General features: G+C 65.3%; 19 protein-coding genes. 10 read left to right on the top strand and 9 right to left on the bottom strand.

Going from position 1 to position 21,687, the window contains the following annotated elements:
- The first annotated feature begins 62 nt into the window (after positions 1-62).
- Entirely contained in the window at positions 63-1,460 is a 1,398-nt protein-coding gene (gene lpdA, locus FJ936_RS23715; protein ID WP_140788975.1) for a dihydrolipoyl dehydrogenase, read from the top strand.
- 292 nt (positions 1,461-1,752) lie between these two features.
- On the opposite strand, the gene FJ936_RS23725 is transcribed toward lpdA, so the two are convergent.
- Positions 1,753-2,934 (bottom strand): saccharopine dehydrogenase family protein, encoded by a 1,182-nt coding sequence (locus tag FJ936_RS23725; RefSeq protein ID WP_348642590.1) that lies wholly within the window; start codon positions 2,932-2,934, stop codon positions 1,753-1,755.
- Between the two features lie 44 nt (positions 2,935-2,978).
- On the opposite strand from FJ936_RS23725, the gene FJ936_RS23730 reads away from it, so the two are divergent.
- Entirely contained in the window at positions 2,979-3,407 is a 429-nt protein-coding gene (locus tag FJ936_RS23730) for an Lrp/AsnC family transcriptional regulator (RefSeq protein WP_140719599.1), read from the top strand.
- Positions 3,408-3,473: 66 nt separating this feature from the next.
- Here the strand turns inward: FJ936_RS23730 and FJ936_RS23735 are convergent, their stop codons facing one another.
- The 3 genes from FJ936_RS23735 to FJ936_RS23745 form a co-directional block, all read right to left on the bottom strand.
- Positions 3,474-4,844 (bottom strand): ATP-binding protein, encoded by a 1,371-nt coding sequence (locus tag FJ936_RS23735; RefSeq protein ID WP_140788979.1) that lies wholly within the window; start codon positions 4,842-4,844, stop codon positions 3,474-3,476.
- Between the two features lie 47 nt (positions 4,845-4,891).
- Positions 4,892-5,575, bottom strand: coding sequence for a winged helix-turn-helix domain-containing protein (locus FJ936_RS23740; protein WP_140660379.1), 684 nt, complete (start codon positions 5,573-5,575; stop codon positions 4,892-4,894).
- Between the two features lie 103 nt (positions 5,576-5,678).
- Entirely contained in the window at positions 5,679-6,470 is a 792-nt protein-coding gene (locus tag FJ936_RS23745; protein WP_140788981.1) for a hypothetical protein, read from the bottom strand.
- A gap of 248 nt (positions 6,471-6,718) precedes the next feature.
- On the opposite strand from FJ936_RS23745, the gene FJ936_RS23750 reads away from it, so the two are divergent.
- Positions 6,719-7,354, top strand: a complete 636-nt coding sequence (locus tag FJ936_RS23750; RefSeq protein ID WP_140788983.1) for an isoprenylcysteine carboxylmethyltransferase family protein — start codon at positions 6,719-6,721, stop codon at positions 7,352-7,354.
- Positions 7,355-7,426: 72 nt separating this feature from the next.
- On the opposite strand, the gene FJ936_RS23755 is transcribed toward FJ936_RS23750, so the two are convergent.
- On the bottom strand, positions 7,427-7,912 hold the full coding sequence (locus FJ936_RS23755) for a hypothetical protein (protein ID WP_140788985.1): 486 nt from the start codon (positions 7,910-7,912) through the stop codon (positions 7,427-7,429).
- 221 nt (positions 7,913-8,133) lie between these two features.
- Between FJ936_RS23755 and FJ936_RS23760 the strand changes: the two genes are divergently transcribed.
- Together FJ936_RS23760 and FJ936_RS23765 are read left to right on the top strand one after the other, a co-directional pair.
- The gene (locus FJ936_RS23760; protein WP_140618195.1) at positions 8,134-8,499 is read left to right on the top strand and encodes a RidA family protein; all 366 of its coding nucleotides are present in this window, start codon (positions 8,134-8,136) and stop codon (positions 8,497-8,499) included.
- Between the two features lie 32 nt (positions 8,500-8,531).
- Positions 8,532-9,761, top strand: coding sequence for an amidohydrolase/deacetylase family metallohydrolase (locus FJ936_RS23765; protein WP_140788987.1), 1,230 nt, complete (start codon positions 8,532-8,534; stop codon positions 9,759-9,761).
- Between the two features lie 214 nt (positions 9,762-9,975).
- Here FJ936_RS23765 and FJ936_RS23775 read toward each other — a convergent pair whose 3' ends face one another.
- Both FJ936_RS23775 and FJ936_RS23780 read right to left on the bottom strand, forming a co-directional pair.
- Complete coding sequence (locus tag FJ936_RS23775) at positions 9,976-11,766, bottom strand: NAD(P)/FAD-dependent oxidoreductase (protein ID WP_141907070.1); 1,791 nt, start codon at positions 11,764-11,766, stop codon at positions 9,976-9,978.
- A gap of 114 nt (positions 11,767-11,880) precedes the next feature.
- Positions 11,881-12,819 carry a MurR/RpiR family transcriptional regulator gene (locus FJ936_RS23780; RefSeq protein WP_140788991.1) on the bottom strand — a complete coding sequence of 313 codons (939 nt, stop codon included), beginning with the start codon at positions 12,817-12,819 and terminating at the stop codon, positions 11,881-11,883.
- 313 nt (positions 12,820-13,132) lie between these two features.
- On the opposite strand from FJ936_RS23780, the gene FJ936_RS23785 reads away from it, so the two are divergent.
- The 5 genes from FJ936_RS23785 to FJ936_RS23810 all read left to right on the top strand — a co-directional run bounded on the left by FJ936_RS23785 (position 13,133) and on the right by FJ936_RS23810 (position 19,107).
- On the top strand, positions 13,133-13,960 hold the full coding sequence (locus FJ936_RS23785) for an ABC transporter ATP-binding protein (protein WP_140618202.1): 828 nt from the start codon (positions 13,133-13,135) through the stop codon (positions 13,958-13,960).
- Positions 13,957-14,799 carry an ABC transporter permease gene (locus tag FJ936_RS23790; protein WP_015314835.1) on the top strand — a complete coding sequence of 281 codons (843 nt, stop codon included), beginning with the start codon at positions 13,957-13,959 and terminating at the stop codon, positions 14,797-14,799. The genes FJ936_RS23785 and FJ936_RS23790 overlap by 4 nt, the downstream gene beginning before the upstream one ends.
- A 71-nt stretch (positions 14,800-14,870) precedes the next feature.
- Positions 14,871-16,034 carry an ABC transporter substrate-binding protein gene (locus tag FJ936_RS23795; RefSeq protein ID WP_140618206.1) on the top strand — a complete coding sequence of 388 codons (1,164 nt, stop codon included), beginning with the start codon at positions 14,871-14,873 and terminating at the stop codon, positions 16,032-16,034.
- 354 nt (positions 16,035-16,388) lie between these two features.
- The gene (locus FJ936_RS23805) at positions 16,389-17,480 is read left to right on the top strand and encodes a Gfo/Idh/MocA family oxidoreductase (protein WP_141907071.1); all 1,092 of its coding nucleotides are present in this window, start codon (positions 16,389-16,391) and stop codon (positions 17,478-17,480) included.
- A 190-nt stretch (positions 17,481-17,670) separates the two neighbouring features.
- The gene (locus FJ936_RS23810) at positions 17,671-19,107 is read left to right on the top strand and encodes an amidase (protein WP_140788995.1); all 1,437 of its coding nucleotides are present in this window, start codon (positions 17,671-17,673) and stop codon (positions 19,105-19,107) included.
- Between the two features lie 242 nt (positions 19,108-19,349).
- On the opposite strand, the gene FJ936_RS23815 is transcribed toward FJ936_RS23810, so the two are convergent.
- Positions 19,350-20,606, bottom strand: a complete 1,257-nt coding sequence (locus FJ936_RS23815) for a Xaa-Pro peptidase family protein (RefSeq protein WP_141907072.1) — start codon at positions 20,604-20,606, stop codon at positions 19,350-19,352.
- 333 nt (positions 20,607-20,939) lie between these two features.
- Positions 20,940-21,467, bottom strand: coding sequence for an invasion associated locus B family protein (locus FJ936_RS23820; protein ID WP_224531571.1), 528 nt, complete (start codon positions 21,465-21,467; stop codon positions 20,940-20,942).
- Positions 21,468-21,687: the final 220 nt, after the last annotated feature.

The following is a 21,687-nucleotide window of genomic DNA, read 5'->3' on the forward strand; positions in this document are numbered from 1 at the left end:
CGCCGCAGCGCTGGGTTGGATGGGAGGACGTTGACGGCTCTCACGACAAGGAAGCTGCCAACATGAAGGAAATCTCCTGCAAGCTGCTCGTCGTCGGCGCCGGTCCGGGCGGTTATGTCTGCGCCATTCGTGCGGGACAGCTCGGCGTCGATACGGTCATCGTCGAGGCTGCGAAGCCCGGCGGCACCTGCCTCAATGTCGGCTGCATCCCGTCCAAGGCGCTGATCCATGCGGCGGAGGAGTTCGAGAAGGTTTCGAACATGGCCGGCGGCAACAGCCCGCTCGGCATTTCGGTCACCGCACCGGTGCTCGACCTGGCCAGAACCATCGCCTGGAAGGACGGGATCGTCAGCCGGCTCAATAGCGGTGTCGCCGGCCTGCTGAAGAAGGCCGGGGTGAAGACCGTGCATGGCTGGGCGAGGTTTCGCGATGGCAAGACCGTCGAGGTCGAGACCGAGACCGGAAGCCAGGTGATCCGGGCCGAGACGATCGTGATCGCCACCGGCTCGGCGCCGGTCGAATTGTCTTCTCTTCCTTTTGGCGGGCCTGTGATCTCGTCCACGGAGGCGCTGGCCCTGAGTGAGGTTCCCAGGAAACTCGCTGTCGTCGGTGGCGGCTATATCGGGCTCGAACTCGGCATGGCCTTCGCCAAGATGGGCGCGGAAGTGACCGTGGTCGAAGCCTTGCCGCGCGTGCTGGCGCAGTATGACGCCGAGCTGACCCGACCGGTCGTCAAGCGGCTCTCCGCGCTCGGCGTCGAGGTGATGCTGGGCGCCAGGGCCAAAGGGCTGTCGACAGACGGCGATGCCCTGCTGGTCGAGACATCGGATGGCAAGAGCACCAAGGTCGCGGCGGACAAGGTGCTGGTGACGGTCGGCCGCAAGCCGGTGACGGAAGGCTGGGGACTCGACCAGATCGATCTCGACAGGGCCGGAAAGTTCATACGGATCGACGAGCAGTGCCGGACCTCGATGCGCGGCGTCTTCGCCATCGGTGACGTCACCGGCGAGCCGATGCTGGCGCACCGGGCGATGGCGCAAGGCGAAATGGTCGCGGAGATCGTCGCCGGCCACAAGCGCGGCTGGGACAAGCGCTCGATCCCGGCCGTCTGTTTCACCGATCCCGAGCTGGTGACGGCGGGTCTGTCGCCCGAAGAGGCCAAGGCGCAGGGCGGCGAGATCAAGATCGGACTGTTCCCCTTCGCCGCCAATGGCCGCGCCATGACCAAGCTCGGCGAAGACGGGTTCGTCCGCGTCGTGGCGCGCGCCGACAATCACCTGGTGCTCGGCATCCAGGCCGTCGGTCAGGGTGTGTCGGAACTGTCGGCGGTGTTTGGGCTGGCGCTGGAAATGGGCGCCAGGCTGGAGGACATCGCAGGGACGATCCATGCCCATCCGACGCAAGGCGAAGGGTTTCCGGAAGCCGCGCTCAAGGCGCTGGGCCACGCGCTGCATATTTAGAGCTCCCCCTCTCCCGCGTCAGGCGTAAAGGGGGAGGAGTTGCTCGATTGCCCCAGGCTCCTTTCCTCTCCCTCCGGAGGGGGGAGAGGTGGCGCTGCGAAGCAGCGACGGAGTGGGGGAAGCCGGTCCTCAGACGCACCGCCGCTGAAAACTCATCACAAGCCTCAATCAGTCAGGACGAGGCATCACCCCGGCTTGAAATAACAAGCCCGAGCCAGGTCGACCCCCACTCCGTCGAGCTTCGCTCGACACCTCTCCCCCGGTCGACGGGGGAGAGGAAAGGCGCCGTCGCTCAGCTCGCCAGCCGGCTTACCATGTCGTGCTGGGCATAGGCGCGGCCGAAGCGGTTGGCGAGGAAGGCGTCGAGCGCGATTTCCTCCTGCTTGACGAAGCCGGTCGCCGGCAGCGATCCGTCCGCCAGCATGTCGAGCACGGCGCAGATGCCAGACGCGGTGGTGATCTGGATGGCGCTGCGCACCGTCTGGCCGATGCGCCGGGAATAGATCTTGTTGGCGTAGGTCTCCTGCAGCAGGCGGCCGTTCCTGCGGCCCGAGACGGTGACGAAGACGATGACCACGTCCTGCAGCGTCGCCGGCAGGGCGCTTTCGAAAATATCCTTCAGGACGTCACGGCGGTGGCGCAGCCCAAGGTCGTTGAGCAGCGCCTTCATGATCGCGGCGTGGCCGGGATAGCGGATGGTGCGGTAGTTCAGCGTGCGTACCTTGCCCTTCAGCGTCTCGGCCAAGGTACCCAGTCCACCGGAGGTGTTGAACGCCTCGTAGGTGACGCCGTCGAGCGAAAACTCCTCGCGCTCCTCCAGCGGCGGCACTTCGACCAGCTCGCCCTCGACGATCGCCTCGCAAGGCTCGCAATATTCGTTGATGACGCCGTCGGTGCTCCAGGTCAGATTGTAGTTCAGCGCGTTGGACGGGTATTGCGGCAGCGCGCCGACGCGCATCCGCACGCTCTCCAGCGTGTCGAAGCGGCTGGCGAGGTCGTTGGCGACGATCGAGATGAAGCCGGGCGCCAGCCCGCATTGCGGGATGAAGGCGCTCCTGGCGGTACGGGCCAGCTCCTTGACCCGCCTGGTCGAGACGACGTCCTCGGTGAGATCGAGATAATGCACGCCGGCGCTGGCCGCCGCCTCGGCGATGCGCGTGGTGAGGTGGAAGGGGGCGGCGCTCAGCACCGCGAACTTGCCGGCGAGCGCGGCTTCAAGCGCACCGGGCGCCGCGATGTCGAGTTCCAGCGTCTCGACGCCGGCGGGGACTTCCGCCGCGGCGAGCTGCGCCGCCGAGCGGTCGAGGAGAGTGACCTGATAGTCGCCCGTCGCGGCAAGCATTTCGGCGATGGTCGAGCCGATCTTGCCGGCCCCGACGATAATGATTTTGTTCATGTTCAAATTCCCCTGCGATCTGCGTTTCCCAAAAACCATCGCAGCTTGCCTGTCGAAAGGAAGCGTGGAATTCTGCAAAGTGAACCCTATCTTTTACCGATCTGCCGAAGGGCTTCGTCGAAATGCTCAGTGATGCCGAACAAGCCCTGCTCTCGCTGCTGCGCGCCAACGCGCGCGCCTCGACGGCCGAACTGGCGCGGCGGCTCGGCGTGTCGCGCACGACGGTGCAAAGCCGGATCGAGCGGCTGGAGCAGCGCGGCATCATCACCGGCTATGGCGTCCGGCTGGCGCCGGACTATGAGCAGGGGCTGGTCAGGGCGCATGTGCTGCTCACCGTCACGCCGAAGCTCGCCGACAAGGTGGTGCGCAGCCTACAGGCGCTGCCGCCGGTCAGGACGCTGCACTCCGTCAGCGGCAATTTCGACATGATCGTCATCGTCGACGCGCCATCGATCCGCGACCTCGACACGCTGCTCGACCAGATCGGCGCCATGGAGGGGGTCGAGCGGACATCGTCGTCGATTATTTTGTCGACACGGATCGACAGGTGACGTTACGGCCATCTCCCCCCTTGCGGGGGAGATGGCCGCGACGCCGGCTTTCGCTAACTTCCGAAGTTAATCCATCACCAGGGGAAAACTCACCACCACGGCCAGCCCCGGCCGGCGGTCCTCGAGTGCAATGGTCGCGCCGTGCAGCTCGGCGATGGCCCTGACAAGGCTGAGGCCGAGGCCGCTGCCGGGGGTCGAGCGGCTGTGGTCCAGCCGGTAGAGACGCTGGAACACTTTTTCGCGCTCGTCGGCGGGAATGCCGGGGCCATTGTCGGCGACGCCGGCAAGCACGCGGTCGTCCCGGCGCGTCACCGAGAGTTGGATGGATGTGCCGGGCGGACAATGGCGTAGCGCATTCTCGACCAGGTTGGCGAACATCTGCGTCAGCAGTTCACGGTCGCCATGAATGCGGTCCGTGGTCTTGTCCAGTTCCGCAGCCGACAGCACCTTGCCGTCGTCCTCGGCCACGCCGGCGTAGATCTCGGCGATGGTCCCGAGGATCTCGCCGAGATCGACGTCGGTGAAGCGCGCCTTGCGCGCGCCGGCCTCGATCTGGGCGATGCGCAGCAGCGCGTCGAAGGTCTCGTTGATCTGGTGGCCCTCGGCGCGCGCGTCGGCCAGATCGTCGGAGACGTCCTGGCGCCGTGCGGCCTTGTCGGCGGCGCTCTCCAGGATCATCTGCAGGCGGTTGAGCGGCGTCTTCAAATCATGCGCGATGTCGGCGCTGACCTGCTTCATGCCCTCGACCAGCGCCGACAGGCGGTCGAGCGCGGCGTTGATCTGGCTGGAGACGATGTCGATGTCATCGTCCTTGCCGGTCAGCGGGATGCGGGTGTCGAGGCGGCCATGCGAAACGTCGACCATCGTGGCGGCAATGCCGTCGAGACGGCGCTGGACGCGCGAGGCGAGCAGGGCGCCGCCGGCGACGGCCAGGCCGGTGATGATCAGCGTCGCCCAGCCGAAGCTCATCAGCATGATCGTTTCCAGCTCCTCGGTCTCGGAGAGGCTGAAGGCGATGGTCAAAGTGTTGGCGCCGACCGGACCGGAATAGGCCCGGTATTCGGTGCCCGGCGGCAGGCCCGGCATTTCGGCCCCGAACATCGAGAAACCATCGGGAAGCCCCGCCGCGGTGAAGTTGCCCGCAATACGGTTGCCGGCGGCGTCGGTCAGCGAAAAGAGCTGCTCCTTCCCAGGGCTGCGCACGGAGTGGTTTTCGACGGTCTCCACCAACTCCCTGAGATCCTTGTCGGCATAGGTCGCGGCGATGACGGCATAGGTCTCGCTGATGGTGTCGTCGAGCTGCTCGGCAAGGTCGGCGCTCATCATCTGGTAGACGATGGCGCCCGCCAGCACGAAGGCCAGCATGAACAGGAAGGCGAACGTCAGGGCAAGCCGGAACGGCGTGCTGCGCAGCAGGCGGGTCCGGGTCACGGTCATCGGAAAGTCGCCGTCATGGGAAGTTCGCGGTCATGGGAAGGTCGCGATCACTGGGAGAGCGGCGCGTGCAGGCTGTAGCCGGTGTTGCGGATGGTGTGGATGAGCTGGGTACCGAACGGCTTGTCGACCTTGGTCCGCAAGCGGCTGATATGGGTTTCGACGACGCTGGTCTTGGGGTCGAAGTGGAAATCCCAGACCCGCTCCAGCAGCATGGTGCGGGTGATGACGCGGCCCTCGCCGCGCATCAGCACCTCGAGCAGGCTGAACTCCCTCGGCTGCAGGTCGATCGGCTGGCCCTGCCTGACGACGCGCCGCATGATCAGGTCCATTTCGAGGTCGGCGACCCGCAGAACGGTCTTCTGTTCCTGCGCGGCCGGCCGCCGGCCGAGCGCGTTGATGCGGGCAAGCAGCTCGGAAAAGGCGAAGGGCTTGACCAGATAGTCGTCGCCGCCGGCCTCGAGCCCCTCGACGCGGTCGTCGATGCCGCCGACGGAGGTGAGGAAGATCGCCGGCGTGCGCACGCCGGCGGCGCGGACGGCCTTGACCATCGACAGGCCATCGAGGCCCGGGATCATCCGGTCGGCGACGATCACGTCGTAGCCGCCGCCGGTCGCGGCGAAAAGCCCGTCATGACCATTGCGCAGGAGGTCGCAGACATGGCCGGCCTCGGTCAGGCCGCGCACGATATAGTCCGCCGTCCTGTGGTCGTCCTCGACGAGAAGTAGCCGCATCGCTGTTCCCTGGCTGCCGGTATCGGCGACAGGCTATCACCGGCTCGGGTCCGTTCCTAGGATCGTCGCCAACTGGCCAAGCCCTGCGGCACCCGCCTGCGGCTCACTCCGAATCCAGCAGGATGTCGTCCATCTCATCGGCATTATTCCTGAGCGTCATGTAGAGAACGAGCGCAATGATGCAGCCGAGGAAGATCAGGCTGGTGTAGGTGGTGCCGAGACCGAGGCCGCCATATTCGGCTGGCTGCGACAGCCAATCGCCGAAGGAGGCACCCAGCGGACGCGTCAGGATATAGGCCAGCCAGAACGCCAGGATGGCGTCCAGGTGGAACAGGTAATAGGCGAGCGCGATAAGCGCGATGACGCCGCCGAACAGCAGGCCCGTGGTCAGGTAGCCCATGTCGAAGGTCTCGGCGACCAGATCGCCGGCGGCGGTTCCCAGCGAGAAGGTGAAGAGAATCGCCAGCCAGTAGAAGATCTCGCGCCTGGTCGTGAAGATGGTGTGGATCGAAAACGTCCGTTCGCTCGCGTACCAGACCGCGAATGTCGCCGCGAGCACAACGGAAAAGGCGATCGTCGTGGTCTGCAGGCGCACGCCGAAATTGTCGACGAGGTTGTCCGTGATCAACGTGCCGACGACGCTGATCAGCACCACCGCGAGCCAGTAGGCCCACGGCACGTAGCGTTGGTGCGCGAACTGCAGGGCGAGGGCGACGACCAGCACGCCGGTCATGATCAGCGAGGTGACGGTCAAGCCGAGGCCGAGGTTGACGGCGAGATAGTCCGCCGCCGTCTCGCCAATGGTCACCGCCATCAGCTTGACCAACCAGAAGTCGAGGGTGACGTCCGGTACCCTGTTTTGGCTCGGTGCGGGGGGTGTGTGTGGTGCGAGCATGGCTGATGTCCCGATGCCGATGGTTGCGCCGGCGGCGGAAGCGATCCGGCATTCGGATGATGATAGGCAAGCGACTTCTCACCAGCCTGTCCGGCGCCATACAAATTCGTAAGGATGGCGGTGGCGGGCTCAAAAGGCCTTTACGAATGCCTCGCGATGCGCTGATAGAGGGTGAGCGCCTTGTATCCGCCATCAATGGCGTGCCCCAGTGGCCGGGCCTGCACTAGAGTGCCCAGGAAAACGCGAAAATGACCTACGCTTCCCTCAAGCCGGTTTCACAGGCTTTCGACCAGCGCAAGCGGCTGATATTCATCCGGGTCGCGGCGGTGCTGGCGGTGCTGCTGCTGTTCCTGACCAAACCGGCGCTCAGCGAAGGCTCGAACGGCCACGAAACGCTCGAATTCCTCGGCTTCTGCCTGGTGCTCGCCTGCGTCGCCGGCCGGCTGTGGAGCATCCTCTATGTCGGCGGCAAGAAGAATGAAGAGCTGGTCTCGACGGGACCATTCTCGATGAGCCAGAACCCGCTCTACTTCTTCTCGACGGTCGGCGCGGTCGGCATCGGCCTGCTCTACGGCTCGCTGGTGGCCGCCGCCGCGCTTGGCGTCGCCAGCTTCCTGATCTTCCGTGTCACGGCGCGCAGGGAGGCCGAATATCTCCTGGGCAAGTTCGGCCCGGCCTACAGCGCCTACATCAAGGCGACGCCCCGGTTCTGGCCAAACCCGCTGCTCTACCACGACAATGACGAGCTGCGGTTCTCGACCCGGGCGCTGAGGCGCACCTTTTTCGACGGGCTCTATTTCCTCGCCATCTTCCCGGCCATCGAGCTGATCGAGTATTTCAGGGAGACAGGCGTGCTGTTCCCGGCCTTCATCACGCTGTACTGAGCAGCTCGCCTCGGGAATTTGCGCGGCTGATCGGCCATCGCGACTGTCGATGGCCATTCATGGGAATCGAAACTAGCTTCCCAGCGGATAAGGCATGTAGCCGACGAAGCCGGCTATCTTCCAGCTCGCGCCGACCTTTCGGCAGAAATACAGTGTCTGCCATTTCAGCCGGTCGACGCTGCCATCCGCCTTGGCGACGCTGCCGTCGAACTTCTTGTGCAGCACGGCGCGGTCGCCGTCGACATCGATGTCGCGCAGATTGGTAACGCGAAACAGCGCCTCGCGCAGCGGCTCGGCGAATTTGGTCGCCGCCGTTTCCTTGGCCTGGCGCAGCCACTCGTCGCGGTAAATCTCCAGCCGCGGGAATTGCAGCCGCCAGGCATCGGCATTGGCCAGGAAATGCGCATGCATGCCGAAGAAGCTTTCGGCGATGAAATCGTTCTCGACCATGGCCCAATCCTGGCCGATGAAGGCGTCGATGTCGCGCCGCACCAGCATCTCCCACAGCGCGTGACGGTCGGCGTCGCCGGAAGGGAACGGGTTCTTGTCGAAAGTCATTCTCGGGTCTCCGGTTTAGCGAGGGCGTCTGTCCGTCGTGGCGTCGAGCCCGTCCGGCAAACGCGCACGATGCAAGCGCTTCTGTAATAAAGCAACACGGATTTCGAACAATGTTGCTTTCCAACAAGGGCCTCTATCGGGATTGCCGCGATCGCGGTAAACCTCGTCGCAAAGCGGGCGCCACCTCGGTGTCCGGCCATGTCATCGGAGGAGGCCGTCCCTTGCCCAAGCAGACTTTCGGAACATCCCACGTGCCGCTGTCGCCGGCCGTGCGGGCCGGCGATTTCGTCTTTGTCTCGGGCCAGGTTCCGGTCGGCGGCGATGGCATCGTGGTCAAGGGCGGCATCACGGAGCAGACCGAGCAGGTGCTGGCCAATGTTAAGGCCGCATTGGCACTCGCCGGCTGCACGATGGACGATGTGGTCAAGACCACCGTTTGGCTCGAGGACGCGCGCGACTTCGGCGCCTTCAACGCTGTCTATGCCAGGCATTTTCCGAAGAACCCGCCAGCCCGCACCACGGTCGAATCGCGGCTGATGATCGACATCAAGATCGAAGTCGAGGCCGTCGCCTACAGACCGGCCTGAGACGGCAATTCGGGCAATCGGAGGTTCCAACAATGCAATTCGACCTCCTCGTGAAGGGCGGACGGCTGATCGACCCGGCGGCCGGCATCGATGCGCCGCGCGATGTCGCCATTGCCAATGGCCGCGTCGCCGCGATCGACGCCGACATCCCCGCGACCAGCGCCGCCCAGGTGGTGGACGCCACCGGTTGCATCGTCGCGCCCGGCCTGGTCGACCTGCACAGCCACGTCTATTGGGGCGGCACTTCGCTCGGTGTCGACGCCGACAGGCTCGCCGCCAAGAGCGGCACCACCACCTTCATCGACGCCGGCAGCGCGGGCGCGGGCAATTTCCTCGGCTTTCGCCGCCATGTCATGGAGCGTTCGAAGGTGCGCATCCTGGCCTATGTCAACATTTCCTTTGCCGGCATTTTCGGCTTCTCGCAGACGGTGTCGGTCGGCGAATGCAGCGATCTCCGTCTCTGCGAGCCGCGCGAGGTGGTGGCGGCGGTGCGCGAGCACGCCGACGTCGTCGTCGGCGTCAAGGTGCGCTCCGGCAAGCATGCCGGCGGCAACAGCGGCATCGCGCCGGTCGACCTGGCGCTGGAGGCCGCCGACAAGGCCGGCCTGCCGCTGATGGCGCATATAGACGAGCCGCCGCCCGGCCGCTCCGAAGTGCTGCCGCGCCTGCGCCGGGGCGACATTCTCACCCACTGCTTCCGGCCCTTCCCCAATGCGCCGGTGTTCGCCTCCGGCACGGTGCGGCCCGACATGCGGCTGGCGCGCGAGCGGGGCGTCATCTTCGATCTCGGCCATGGCATGGGTTCGTTCGACTTCGAGGTCGCCCGCGCCATGCTGGCCGAAGGGTTGGCGCCCGACGTCATCTCGAGCGACGTACATCTCTACTGCGTCGACGGGCCGGCCTTCGACATACTGGTCTGCATGTCGAAGCTGATGGCACTCGGCATGCCGCTGGTCGAGGTTCTGCGCGCCGCGACGCAGGCGCCGGCGCGGGCGATCGCGCGGCCGGACCTCGGCACGCTGACGATCGGCACCGCCGGCGACGTGGCCGTGCTGCGGCAGCGGTTAGGCCGCTTCACCTTCGTCGACGCGGTCGGCGCCTCGCTGGTCGCCGACCAGCGGCTGGTGTCGGAAGGCATCGTCGTCGGCGGCATTTGGTGGCCGAACGAGGCCGTCGACGATGTCGGCGAGACCGAGCGCTTCGTGGCCCATGTCGGGCATACGCATGTCGAGGTGGCGGCCAGGCATTTCGGGCATCGGTAGGATTAACCGATATCGAGGAGGCTGCGCGATTGACGAGCGGCTTCCCCCACTCCGTCTCGGCTTCGCCGAGCCACCTCTCCCCCCTCCGGAGGGAGAGGAAGGGAGCCAAGGTCGGTGAACTTGCGCCTTTCCTCTCCCCCGTCGATCGGGGGAGAGGTGTCGAGCGAAGCTCGACGGAGTGGGGGTCGACCTCTCACCGAAGCATGCTTCCGCCTCACCGCCGCGAATTGCTCGGCGCCCCATAAACCGGCGTCTCGATCCCTTCCATTCGCGCCTTGATCTGCAGCGCGACATATTTCGAATAGAAGCGCGACAGCGCAAGATTGCCGCCGTGGAACCACAGTGCTTCCTGCGCCGTCGGCTTCCACATGTTGCGCAGTTCGCCTTGCCAGGGGCCGGGGTCGCCCTTGACGCCGGAGCCGAGGCCCCAGCAGGGGCCGACCTTGTCGGCGACCTCGCGCGAGACCAGCGCCGCCACATTCTCGTTCATCGACTGGTAGCCGGTGCAGGCGACGATGGCGTCGGCCTCGAGCTCGCTGCCGTCCTCGAACAGGATGCCTTTCGCCGTCAGCGATTTTATCGCGACGCCGCTGCGGATGCCGACCTTGCCGTCGATGATCAGGTCCGAGGCGCCGACATCGATGTAGTAGCCGGAGCCGGTGCGGTAGGCCTTCATCAAAAGGCCGGTTTCGTCGTCGCCGAAATCGAGCGCGAAGCCGGAGGCGGCCAGACGCTCGTAGAATTCGGCGTCGCGCGCGCGGATGACGTCGTAGAGCGCGCGCTGGCCCTTGGGCACCAGCGCGAACGGCGTCGAGGCGACGATCATGTCGGCCTTCTCGGTGGTGATGCCGCGTGCCAGCGCGTCCTCGGAGAAGATCTCGAAGCCGACCTGCATCAGCGTGTCCGACTTGACCACCGTGGTCGGCGAGCGCTGGATCATGGTGACGTCGGCGCCGCTCTCCCAGAGATCGACGCAGACGTCGTGGCCGGAACTGGCCGCGCCGATGACGGCGACCTTCTTGCCGCGGAATTTCTCGCCGCTGGCATACTGGCTGGAGTGCAGCAGCTCGCCCTTGAACTGGTCGGAACCCGGCAGATCGATCTTGCGCGGCGGACCGTAGGCGCCGGTGGCGAAGACGATGTGCTTCGGCTTCAGCGTGATGCGCTGCCCGACGCGGTCGACCACCACGGTCCATTCTTTCTCCGCCTCGTCGTAGCTGGCGCTGAGGCACCTGGTGGCGACCCAGTAATTCAGCTCCATGACGCGCGTGTACATTTCCAGCCAGTCGCCCATCTTGTCCTTGGGCGTGAAAACGGGCCAGTTGTCGGGGAACGGTATGTAGGGCAGATGGTCGTACCAGACCGGATCGTGCAGCACGAGCGTGCGGTAGCGGTTGCGCCAGGAATCGCCCGGCCGCGCGTTCTTCTCGATGACGATGGTCGGCACGCCGAGCTGCCGCAGCCGTGCGCCGAGCATGATGCCGCCCTGGCCGCCGCCGATGACCAGGCAATAGGGTTGCTCCGTTACGCCGAGCTCGCGCGCCTCACGCGCCCGCGCTTCCGACCAGGTCTCGCGTTCCGGGTCCGCCTTGTGGCGCACGCCCAGCGGCCGCGCCGCGCCCTTGCGCTCCTCGTGTCCCTTCAAGTCGGTCATCGCCGTGAACAGGGTACGGCAGCGGCCGTCGCGCAGCCTCATGATGCCTTGGCCCGTGGCCGCCGCTGTCTCGAAGGTGAACCAGGCCTCGATCGTGCCTTCATCCGAGGTTGCCTCGCCGGTGAGCTGCCACGCGCCAGGCTTCGTGGTCGCCAGCGTTGCTGTCAGCATGTCTGCGAGGGCCTCGCGGCCTTCCATCGTCGTGACGTTCCAGGTGAAGGCCAGCAGGTCGCGCCAATAGCAATCGTCGACGAACAGGTTGCTTGCGGCCGACAGGTCGCCGGATTCAAGCGCCTGCGAAAACGAGCCAAGCCATGCGGCCGCCTGTTTGGATGGTGCAATCTCGAGCATGTTTTCCCTCTTGTATGCGTCCAATCTGTATAGCGGGACGGCAACTGTCGAACTCGGCGCTGCCCCTCATCCGCCTGCCGGCACCTTCTCCCCGTATAGTGACGGGGAGAAGGATTAGTCGCCGAGCGGCTCCATTTCCTTGCCCGTGCGGTGGATCTGGGCGTTGTATTTGATGCGGCGCACGGTCTCGCGGGCCGGGCCGTCGAGCTTGTAGGCCGACGCCACCGCCAGGAGGTCGATCATCGCCAGGAAGGCGAAGCGCGAGGCCGTCGGCTTCAGCGTGTCGGGATATTCGGGCACGGCAACCGTCAGCCTGACGTCGCAGGCGCGGGCGAGCTCGGTATCGGGCGCCGTCACGGCGATCGCGTTGGCACGGTAGTGCTTGGCGAGTTCGACGGCCTCGATCACCTCGCGCGTGCGCCCGGTCGCCGAGATGGCGATCACCAGGTCGCCGGGCTTCAGCGTCGAGGCGGTCATGCGCATCAAATAGGGGTCGCACTGGGCGCTGATCGAGATGCCATAGCGAAACAGCCGGTACTGAGTTTCCTGCGCCAGCGCCGAAGAGCTGCCGCCGAGCCCGAACACGGTGACCTGGCGGGCCCGGGCGATCAGCTCGGCGGCCTTTTCCAGCTCACCCGGATCGAGCTGCCGCTCAGCTTCCTGCAACGCCCGGCGCGCTTCGCCGAACACCGCGTTCCAGAACGGCATGGCGGCGTCGCCCTCCCTGGCCGGCGACGTGTCCAGGTAGAGCGCGCCGACGACGAGGCTCTGCGCCAGCTTCAGCTTGAAGTCGCGCACGCCCTCGCAGCCGATGGCGCGGCAGAACCGGGTCACCGTCGGTTCGCTGACGCCGGCGCGCTGGGCCAGCGCCGCGTTGGAGGCGTCGACGGCATATTTGACATTCTCGAGCACGACATCGGCGACGCGGCGTTCGGCCGGGCGCAATTCGCCGTAGCAATCCTTGACCAGCGAGATGATGTCGGGAATGCGCCGGACGGGTTCGCCCCCGGTTCCCTCTTCGTCCGCGATCGGATGGCTGGCAGCTTCGGTCATGAAGGCGGTGTTCCCTAGCCCGTTTTCGACCTGACCTCTTATCATGTTTGCACGCTGTCGTTCCATGCGCAGGACGGCGCTGCAACCGATGCGTGCCGCGAGGGCATTCGCGTGTGCGCCTGCCAAATCATGTAGGAAAGCAACACGAATTTCAAGGCAAAGAATACAACGTCAAAACAGATAGTTATTCCTAGTTGTCGGTTCTCGTCCCATGCTCGCCGTCGTCGACGCTTGACAGCAAAGTAGGATAGTTACACACTGATTTTTGACAGTCTGATGACCTTTGGATCATCACGCAATCTCCGAGGGGCGGATGAACGCGGGCGAGATAACAACGCCGAAGCTTGGCGTGCAGGCAGCGACCAAGATCTATCACACGGCGTCCGGCGACCTCTTGGCGCTGGACCGCTGCAGCCTCGACGTCAGAGCCAATGAAATCGTCTCGATCGTCGGCCCGTCCGGTTGCGGCAAGACCACGCTTTTGTGGTCGATGTCGGGGCTGCACGGCCTGACAAGCGGCGCGATCAAGCTCGACGGCAAAGAGATTTCCGGGCCGCATCCCGATATCGGCATCGTCTTCCAGGAAGCCAACCTCCTGCCCTGGCGCAATCTCGACGCCAACATCCGCTTCCCCTTCGAGATCAAGGGCGAAAAACCGGACCGCGCCTGGATCGCGCATCTGCTTAACCGCGTCGGCCTCGACGGTTTCGGCGGCAAATTCCCGCGCGAGCTTTCGGGCGGCATGCAGCAGCGCGCGGCCATCGTGCGGGCGCTGGCGCTGAAACCCTCGGTGCTTTTGATGGACGAGCCGTTCGGCGCGCTCGACAGTTTTACCCGCGAGGAGATGAACCGGCTGGTCGAGGAGATCTGGCTCGACACCAAGACCACCATCGTCTTCATCACCCACTCGATCGAGGAAGCGATTTTCCTCTCCGACCGCGTCGTGGTGCTGAGCGCGCGGCCGGGCCGCGTCGCCAAGGAATACCGCGTGCCGTTCCCGCGGCCGCGCTCGCTGGAGATCATGGCGACGAAGGAGGTGTTCGACCTCACCAACCGGATCAAGATGGACATTGTCGGAGAGCGCACCAGACCGAAGGCGCCGGAGCGCCCGAGCGCCGAGATCGTGAGGATCAGGCCGTGAGCGACGCCATTCCCGAATTTTCGAAGTCGAAGTCAGGCGATGGGCAAGACGTCAGCCTGACCAACCTCTCGGCCTTCGCCAGCGGCCCCGGCATCAAGTCGGGCAAGGAGGTGGCGGCCATTCTCGCCGTCGCCGTCATCATCATCGGCGGCATCGAACTGGCGCTGCGGCTGTTCCATGTGCCGCTCTACATCATGCCGCCGCCGAGCTCGATCGCCTATGCGCTGTTCGACGAGTTTCCGCTGATCGCGCCGCATCTCGGCTATACGCTGGTCGAGCTGGTGTCCGGCTTTGTCATCGGCGCCGCCGTCGGTCTGGTGCTGGCCGCCGTCATCACCCAGTTCCCGTTCGCGGAAAAGATCGTCGCGCCGTATATATTGCTGCTGGTCACCACTCCGATGCTGGCGCTGGTGCCGCTGCTCATCTTGCGTTTCGGTTTCGGCTACACGCCCCGTATCATCGCGGTGGCCCTGGCCGCCGGGCCGATGGTGATGATCAATGCCGCCACCGGCTTTCGTCGCGTCGACAGCGCCAAGATCGCGCTGGCGCGGTCCTATGGCGCCAGCACCTTGCAGATCTTCTGGAAGATCCGCGCGCCGATGGCGCTGCCGATGATCCTGGTCGGGCTGATGATCGGCGCCATCTTCGGCCTGCTCACCGCCGTCGGCGCCGAGATGGTCGGCGGTGGCTTCGGCCTCGGCAACCGGCTGACCACCTATTCGTCGATGATCCAGATGCCGCAATTCTTCGCCGTGGTGCTGATCCTGTCGATGCTCGGCATCCTGATCTATGTGCTGTTCTTCCTCATCGGCAAGAAATGGGCGAGCTGGGAGGCTTGACGCAGAAGCAAGACCACGCCCGGGAGGCGGGCGGCAAGGCAGACTGACATCAAACAAAAAAGGGGAATGCCATGACCAAAGACAATTTCATCCAGCAGGCGGGTATGAGCCGCCGCATCTTCCTGCAGGTGACCGGCGCCGGGCTGGTGACTGCGACCGCGCTCGGCGCCACCGGCCTCCGGGCGAGGGCCGAGGCCTATGGAAAATTCACCTGGATCTCGCCGCGCGGTACGCTCGAAGTGCTCGACGACTACCCCTACTGGGCGGCCAAGAAGGCCGGCTATTTCGACGGGCTGGACACCGACATGCAGCCGGGACCGTCCGACGGCACGGCGACGGTGAAGTTCGTCGATGTCGGCCAGGCCGATATGGGCTTTCCCTCGCCCGGCGTGTTCTCCTTCGCCATCCAGAACGGCATGAAGCTGAAGTCGGTGTTCCACATGGGCGCGCGCGACACGTTCAGCATCGCCTTCCGCAAGGGCGAGGGCTCGAACGACCTGAAGAAGCTGGAAGGCAAGACCATCCTGCTTGGTTCCGCCGCCTGGCAGTCGATCACCGATCCGCTGCTTGCCGCGCAAGGCGTCGACATCAAGAAGGTCAAATATGTCGAGGCCGGCTGGCCGACCTGGGGCACCGCGCTTGCCGGCGGCCAAGGCGACGCGGCGCTGTCATGGGAAGGGCTGCGCGCCGAATGGATCGCCAAGGGTCTCGACTTCGAATACTGGCTCGGCGTGAAGAACTCGAAGCTGCCGGCCAACACCTTCGTCGTGCGCGCAGCCGATCTCGAGGATCCCGACAAGAAGGCGTTCCTGGAAAAATACCTGCGCGGCTGGGCGATGGGCCTTGAGTTCGGCTATCAAAATCCGCGCGCGGCGGTCGAAGCGGTGTTCGAGCAGTTCCCGACCCTGGCCAAGAACCTCGGACCGGAGCTCGGCACCACCTCGATCCTGCAGCAGATCAACGTCTTCCGCGGCGACATGGACAAGCGCGGCGGCTGGGGGTCGCACGACATGGCGAGCTGGCAGGGCTTCTTCGACGAGATCCACAAGATCGGCCAGATCACCAACCCGGTTAAGGCCGAGGATGTCTGCAGCAACGACCTGATCCCGGCCGCCAACGACTTCGACAAGGCCAAGGTCAAGGCCGACGCCGACGGGGTCAAATTGTCGGAGGGCTTTGCCGCGCTCGATGTCGAGAAGATCAAGGCGCACCTGTTCGATTCGGCGGTGAAGTAGAAGCGCGCAAGCGAAGGCCATGACGACGCCACTCCTCATTGCCCTGCCTTGGCTCCTTTCCTCTCCCTCCGGAGGGGGGAGAGGTGGCGCCGCGAAGCGGCGACGGAGTGGGGGAAGGCGGTCGCTAAACGCGCAGTCGCTGCGGGACAGGCACAATCTGGCGAAGTAACCTCAGGCGGGCGGCGAAGGTCGACCCCCACTCCGTCGAGCTTCGCTCGACACCTCTCCCCCGATCGACGGGGGAGAGGAAAGGGCCGGGCAACGAGCGGCGGCGCTGACCTGAGGTGATTGTCCGGATAAACACGCGGCAACCGGTCGCCGCGCACAATTCAATCCAGAACCTGGGAGATAACGGTGGCCGACAAGGTGAAAGTACTGGTGGTGGGTCTTGGCAATATGGGTGCGTCGCACGCCAGCGCCTATCATCGCTCGGAGGGGTTTGAGATCGCCGGCATCATGAGCCGCTCGATCAGGAGCAACACGAAAATCCCGGCCGAACTCGCCGGCTATCCGCTCTACGAGGATTTCGACCTGGCGCTGGGGGAGACCAGGCCGGACGCGGTCTCGATCAACAGCTGGCCGAACACCCATGCCGAATACGCGCTGAAGGCGATCGCGGCGAACTGCCACGTGTTCATGGAAAAGCCCTTGGCCACCAACATCGAGGACGCCGAAAAGGTGGTGGCGACCGCGCGAGCGAAAAACCGCAAGCTGGTGCTCGGCTACATCCTGCGTGTCCACCCCTCGTGGATCAAGTTCATCGAGGTTGGCAAGACGCTCGGCAAGCCGCTGGTCATGCGGCTCAACCTCAACCAGCAAAGCAGCGGCAGCGCCTGGCACTGGCACAAGAACCTGATCGATTCGCTGATCCCGATCGTCGATTGCGGCGTGCATTATGTCGACGTCATGTGCCAGCTGACCGGCGCCAAGCCGGTGCGCGTGCATGGCATCGGCGCCAAACTATGGGCCGAAGCCGACAAGCAGAATTACGGCCACTTGCATGTCACCTTCGATGACGGCTCGGTCGGCTGGTACGAGGCCGGCTGGGGTCCGATGATGAGCGAGACGGCCTATTTCGTGAAGGATGTCGTCGGCCCGAAAGGCGCGGTCTCGATCGTCGCCGGCCAGCAGGCGAGCAGCGCGGCCGAGTTGGCCGAAGTGTCGAACTCCGCCGACATCGACCGCCACACCAAGACCGACGCGCTGAAGATCCATTACGCGGCCGTCGACGGCGACAAGAATTTCAAAAAGCCCGACGAGATCGTCAGCATGGAGGACGAGCCCGGCCACCAGGAACTTTGCGACCGCGAGCAGGCGTTCTTCCTGCGCGCCATAAGCGAGGACCTCGATCTGACCGAGCAGATGGACGCGGCGGTCAACAGCCTGCGCATCGTGCTCGCGGCCGAACAGAGCATAGAGCTGGGACGGACGGTCGAGCTGGCCTGATGCTATCCGGTTGCTGGCGCTGGAGGCGGCACCGGCAGCGCAGGAGTTTCATCCTTCTCCCCGTCACTATACGGGGAGAAGGTGCCGGCAGGCGGATGAGGGGCGGCGCCTACATTTGTAATTAGCCGGTAGCGACAGCTCGCGCGTTCCTAAGCGCGATGTCGAGGCAACGCAAATTTGGGAGTGAGACATGGTCACCGACAGTCTTTTGAAGACCTATGCCGAGTCCGACGCGCTTGGCCTCGCCGCGCTGGTCCGCGGCGGCCAGGTTTCGCCGGCGGAACTGGTCGAGGCGGCGATCACGCTGGTCGAACGGTTGAATCCGTCGCTCAACGCGGTCATCCATCGCCTCTATGACATGGCGCGCGCGCAGGCCGCGACGGTCGACAGATCGGCACCCTTTGCCGGCGTACCATTCCTGCTCAAGGAACTGGCCTCGTCCTGGACGGGTGCGCCCAACACCAATTCCTGCTTCTACCTCAGAGATGTCGTCGCCGATTTCGACACCGAAGTCGTTCGCCGCATGAAGGCGGCGGGACTGGTGCTGGTCGGCAAGTCGAACGCGCCCGAAAACGGCTGGTCGATCACGACGGAACCAAAACTCTACGGCACGACGAAAAACCCGTGGAAGGAAGGCATCACGCCAGGCGGCTCGAGCGGCGGCGCGGCCTCGGCTGTCGCCTCGCGCATGGTGCCGATCGCGGAGGCCAGCGACGGCGCCGGCTCGATCCGCATCCCCGCCTCCTGCTGCGGGATCGTGGGCCTGAAACCGTCGCGCGGCCGCGTCAGCCTGGCGCCGTTCGGCGACTATTGGTATGGCGGTGCCTACTTCCTCTGCTGCTCGCGCACCGTGCGCGACACGGCGGCCTATCTCGATGCGGTGGCCGGCGCGCTGCCCGGCGAACCCTATACGCCGCCGGTGCCGGATGCCTCCTGGCTCAGCCTGTCGGCGCGTGCGCCGAAAAACCTGCGCATCGGCTTCACCGTCACGCCGCCCAACGGCACCGCCATCGATCCGGAGGTGAAGGCGGCGGTGCTGGCGACCGTGGCCGCACTCGAGCGGTTGGGGCATCATGTCGAGGAGCACGACATGCCGCTCGATGCCGACGGCGTATGGGCGACCTACACCAACATGACCTGCGTGCAGACGGCGGCGACCTTCGACTCCCTGGAAACGGTGATCGGCCGGCCGGTGACGTCAGGCGATGTCGAGGCGGTGACCTGGGCGATCATCGAGCGCGGCCGCGCCACCAGCGGGGTCAGGCACATCTCCGATGTCGAGCAGCTCCGGCAGGTCGGCCGCGATATTGTCGGCGACCTCAGGGCCTATGATCTCTTCGTCACGCCCACCTTGACCCAACTGCCGCGCCCCTTCGGCTATTACGACATGTCGGAGACCGACATCGACCGCTACAACGCCAAATGGACGGATGCCGTCTTTGCCTTCCCCTTCAACATCTCCGGCCAGCCGGCGATCTCGCTGCCGCTCGGCTGGTCGCACGGCGGCGTGCCGGTCGGCGTGCAGCTGGTCGGCCGCTACGGCGACGAGGCCACGGTGCTGGCGGCGTCGGCACAGCTGGAACAGGAAATGCCATGGAGGGACAGGCGGCCGCCGGTGAGCGCTTAGGGACCTGTACGGAGGTTTGATCGCTGGACGGCAAAACCTTTCCCGTCGTCATCCTTGGGCGTAGCAAGGAGCGCAGCGACGCAGCGCAGACCCCAGGATCCATGCCGCGACATCAAAGCGTTCCCGGCGGTCCAAAATTCTGCTCCGCTGCACCCCACGGAAAGGTCACGGCATGGATCCTCGGGTCTCCGCGACGGAGCTTCGCTCCTGCTCCGCCCGTGGATGACGAAGGTGGAGGGACCTCAGCCAATTTCCGGAGGTGCAGATCTCAGCCGCCGCGGCAGCCGGTTCATCGCGACCGGCCCATCCGGCGTGATCAGGAACTGGTCCTCGAGGTTGAAGCTGGCGAGGCCGTCGATATAGAGCGGGATTTCGAAGGCCAGCACCATGCCGGCCTCGATCACGACCTCGCTGCCGGCCGATATGAACGGCCATTGCTCGGAAAAGACCGACTGCCCGACGCCGTGGCCGAAGTGGCCGCGGCGGTAGGAGCGCAGGCCTTGGCGCGCCAGGCTGTCGGTGGCGACGCGGTGGACATGGGCAAGCGTGTTCCCGGGAACAAGCTCGGCCAGCCCATCGTCGAAGGCGCGCTCGGCAATGGCGTGCAGTTCGGCCTGATCAGCCGAAGGCGGGCCGAAGGTGAAGTTGCGCGACATGTCGGAGGCGTAGCCACCGACCGTACAGACCATGTCGCATTTCAGCGGATCGCCCGCCACGGCCCTGGCGTCGGCGCCCTTGGCCCGGGCGCCCAGCGTCACATATTCGGCCGTGATGACCGGGTGGGACAAGCCGGCCGCCGCCGTGGCGACGCCCTGCCGGTAGAGCGCGACGAGATCGCTCTGGCGCATCCCGGCCATGGCATCGACCTGCAGCCGCTCCAGGCCGGCTTCCGACAGGATGATGCCTTGCCGCAGCAGGTCGATCTCGCGCTGCGACTTGACCGCGCGCAGCCGGTCCAGCACAAGCGAGCCGTCCACAACAGGGCAATCCGGCAGCAGCGCCTGGATGGCGGCAAAATCGGCGGCGGGAATGAAGTCGAGGTCGAGGCCGAGCGTGGCACGCTCCAGTCCGAAATCGGCGAGGATTGCTTGCAGCTGGCGCACCGAGCCGGCGAGGTCGGAGGTGGCGGGACGCGCGAAATCCGGCGCGCGGCCGAGCGAAGCCAGGCCAGCCTCGATACGCTCCGCCAGGGGCAGCCCGGCAGCTCCTGTCTCGACCGGCGCTGCTTCGATCCAGATCGGGTGCGAGCGCACGACCATCTCGGGCGCGGCGGTCCGCAGTTGCGTGGCATTGAAGTCGGCGACCACGACGCCGATCGGCAGGTCCTGCCTGGCCGGGACGACGACGAAGCCGGCGCCGGCGCGCCGGAACAGTCCGGCCGGACCGATCGAAGCGCCGGTCGCATAATGGAAGGCCTCGGGCGCTGAGAGCACCAGCGCGGCGATGCCGGCGCGTTGCATCAACTGCGTGGCGCGCTGCCGGTCGACAAAACCCGTCATGTGTTTCTCCGGATGTCCGAAGCGACAACGGAGCATCGCAGGTGCGGACAATCAAGACGGTTGCTCGTATTGACGCACCGATACCTTGAGTGCGGAGCGGAGACGCCCACGACTTCGTCATCCTAGAGCGGAGCAAGGAGCGCAGCGACGCAGCGCAGACCCTAGAATCCATGCCGGGACTCCGGAGCGTTGCCACGGTCCAGATTCTGCTCCGCTGCACCCGCCAGCACGGTCGCGGCATGGATCCTCGGGTCTCCGCGACGCCGCGCCGCGGCTGCTCCGCCCGTGGATGACGAAGGGATAGGATGTCGGCCGCGGTTGCCGGCGAACCCGCTACTTGATCGATTCCAGCTTGGTCAGGGCGGCGGTGAAGCCGGCCAGCGACACCGGGATGGTGACCGGCTTGCGGGTGACGGACTCCATGCCGATGTTCAGATTGGTTCCCGACTTCATCGCCTTGACGAGGTCCGGCGGCAGCGGCGTGGCGGCATAGGCGCCGTTCTGGTCGCTGGTCTGGATGGCGATGGTCGTCTTCTGTCCCTGGTCGATCTGGTAGCTGGCGCCGGACGGCAGGAACAGGCCGTGCGGCAAGGCGAGCAGCATGGCGAGGCTGCCATTGCCGTTGTCGCGGCGAACGGTCACCGTAAGCACGCGCTGTCCTGTCTTCGCCTCGGTCAGGTTCTGCGACACCTGGCATTGAAGTTCGGAGCTCGCCGAGCCGCTGGAGCAGTTGACCGCCCAGGGATTGGCGTCGGCCGGCTTTGACTGGGCCGGTTGGGGCTTGGCGGCTTCCTCGGCAAGTGCGGGTCCGGCGCCCGACAGGATGAGCCACAGGGCACCAATACCTGCGGCCAAGCTCAAAGTATTAGCTACAGCTAAAACAACTCTCATGTTCTTTTAGGCCCCACCGGTATTTCCCGCAGTAGGGCTTGATACAACACTCCAATCCAGCCTGAAAGCCAGGAATCCACCGAAGCAAGCCGGCAAATCTACTGTGTCCATGTTGCCACAGAGTAGCACTTTGGTGGGCCACAACAGCAGTTTGATCATTGGGGACTCGCTATACAATAGAATTCCATTA

Origin of the sequence: Mesorhizobium sp. B2-4-13, from assembly GCF_006658535.1 — a bacterium.
Taxonomy (GTDB): domain Bacteria; phylum Pseudomonadota; class Alphaproteobacteria; order Rhizobiales; family Rhizobiaceae; genus Mesorhizobium; species Mesorhizobium australicum.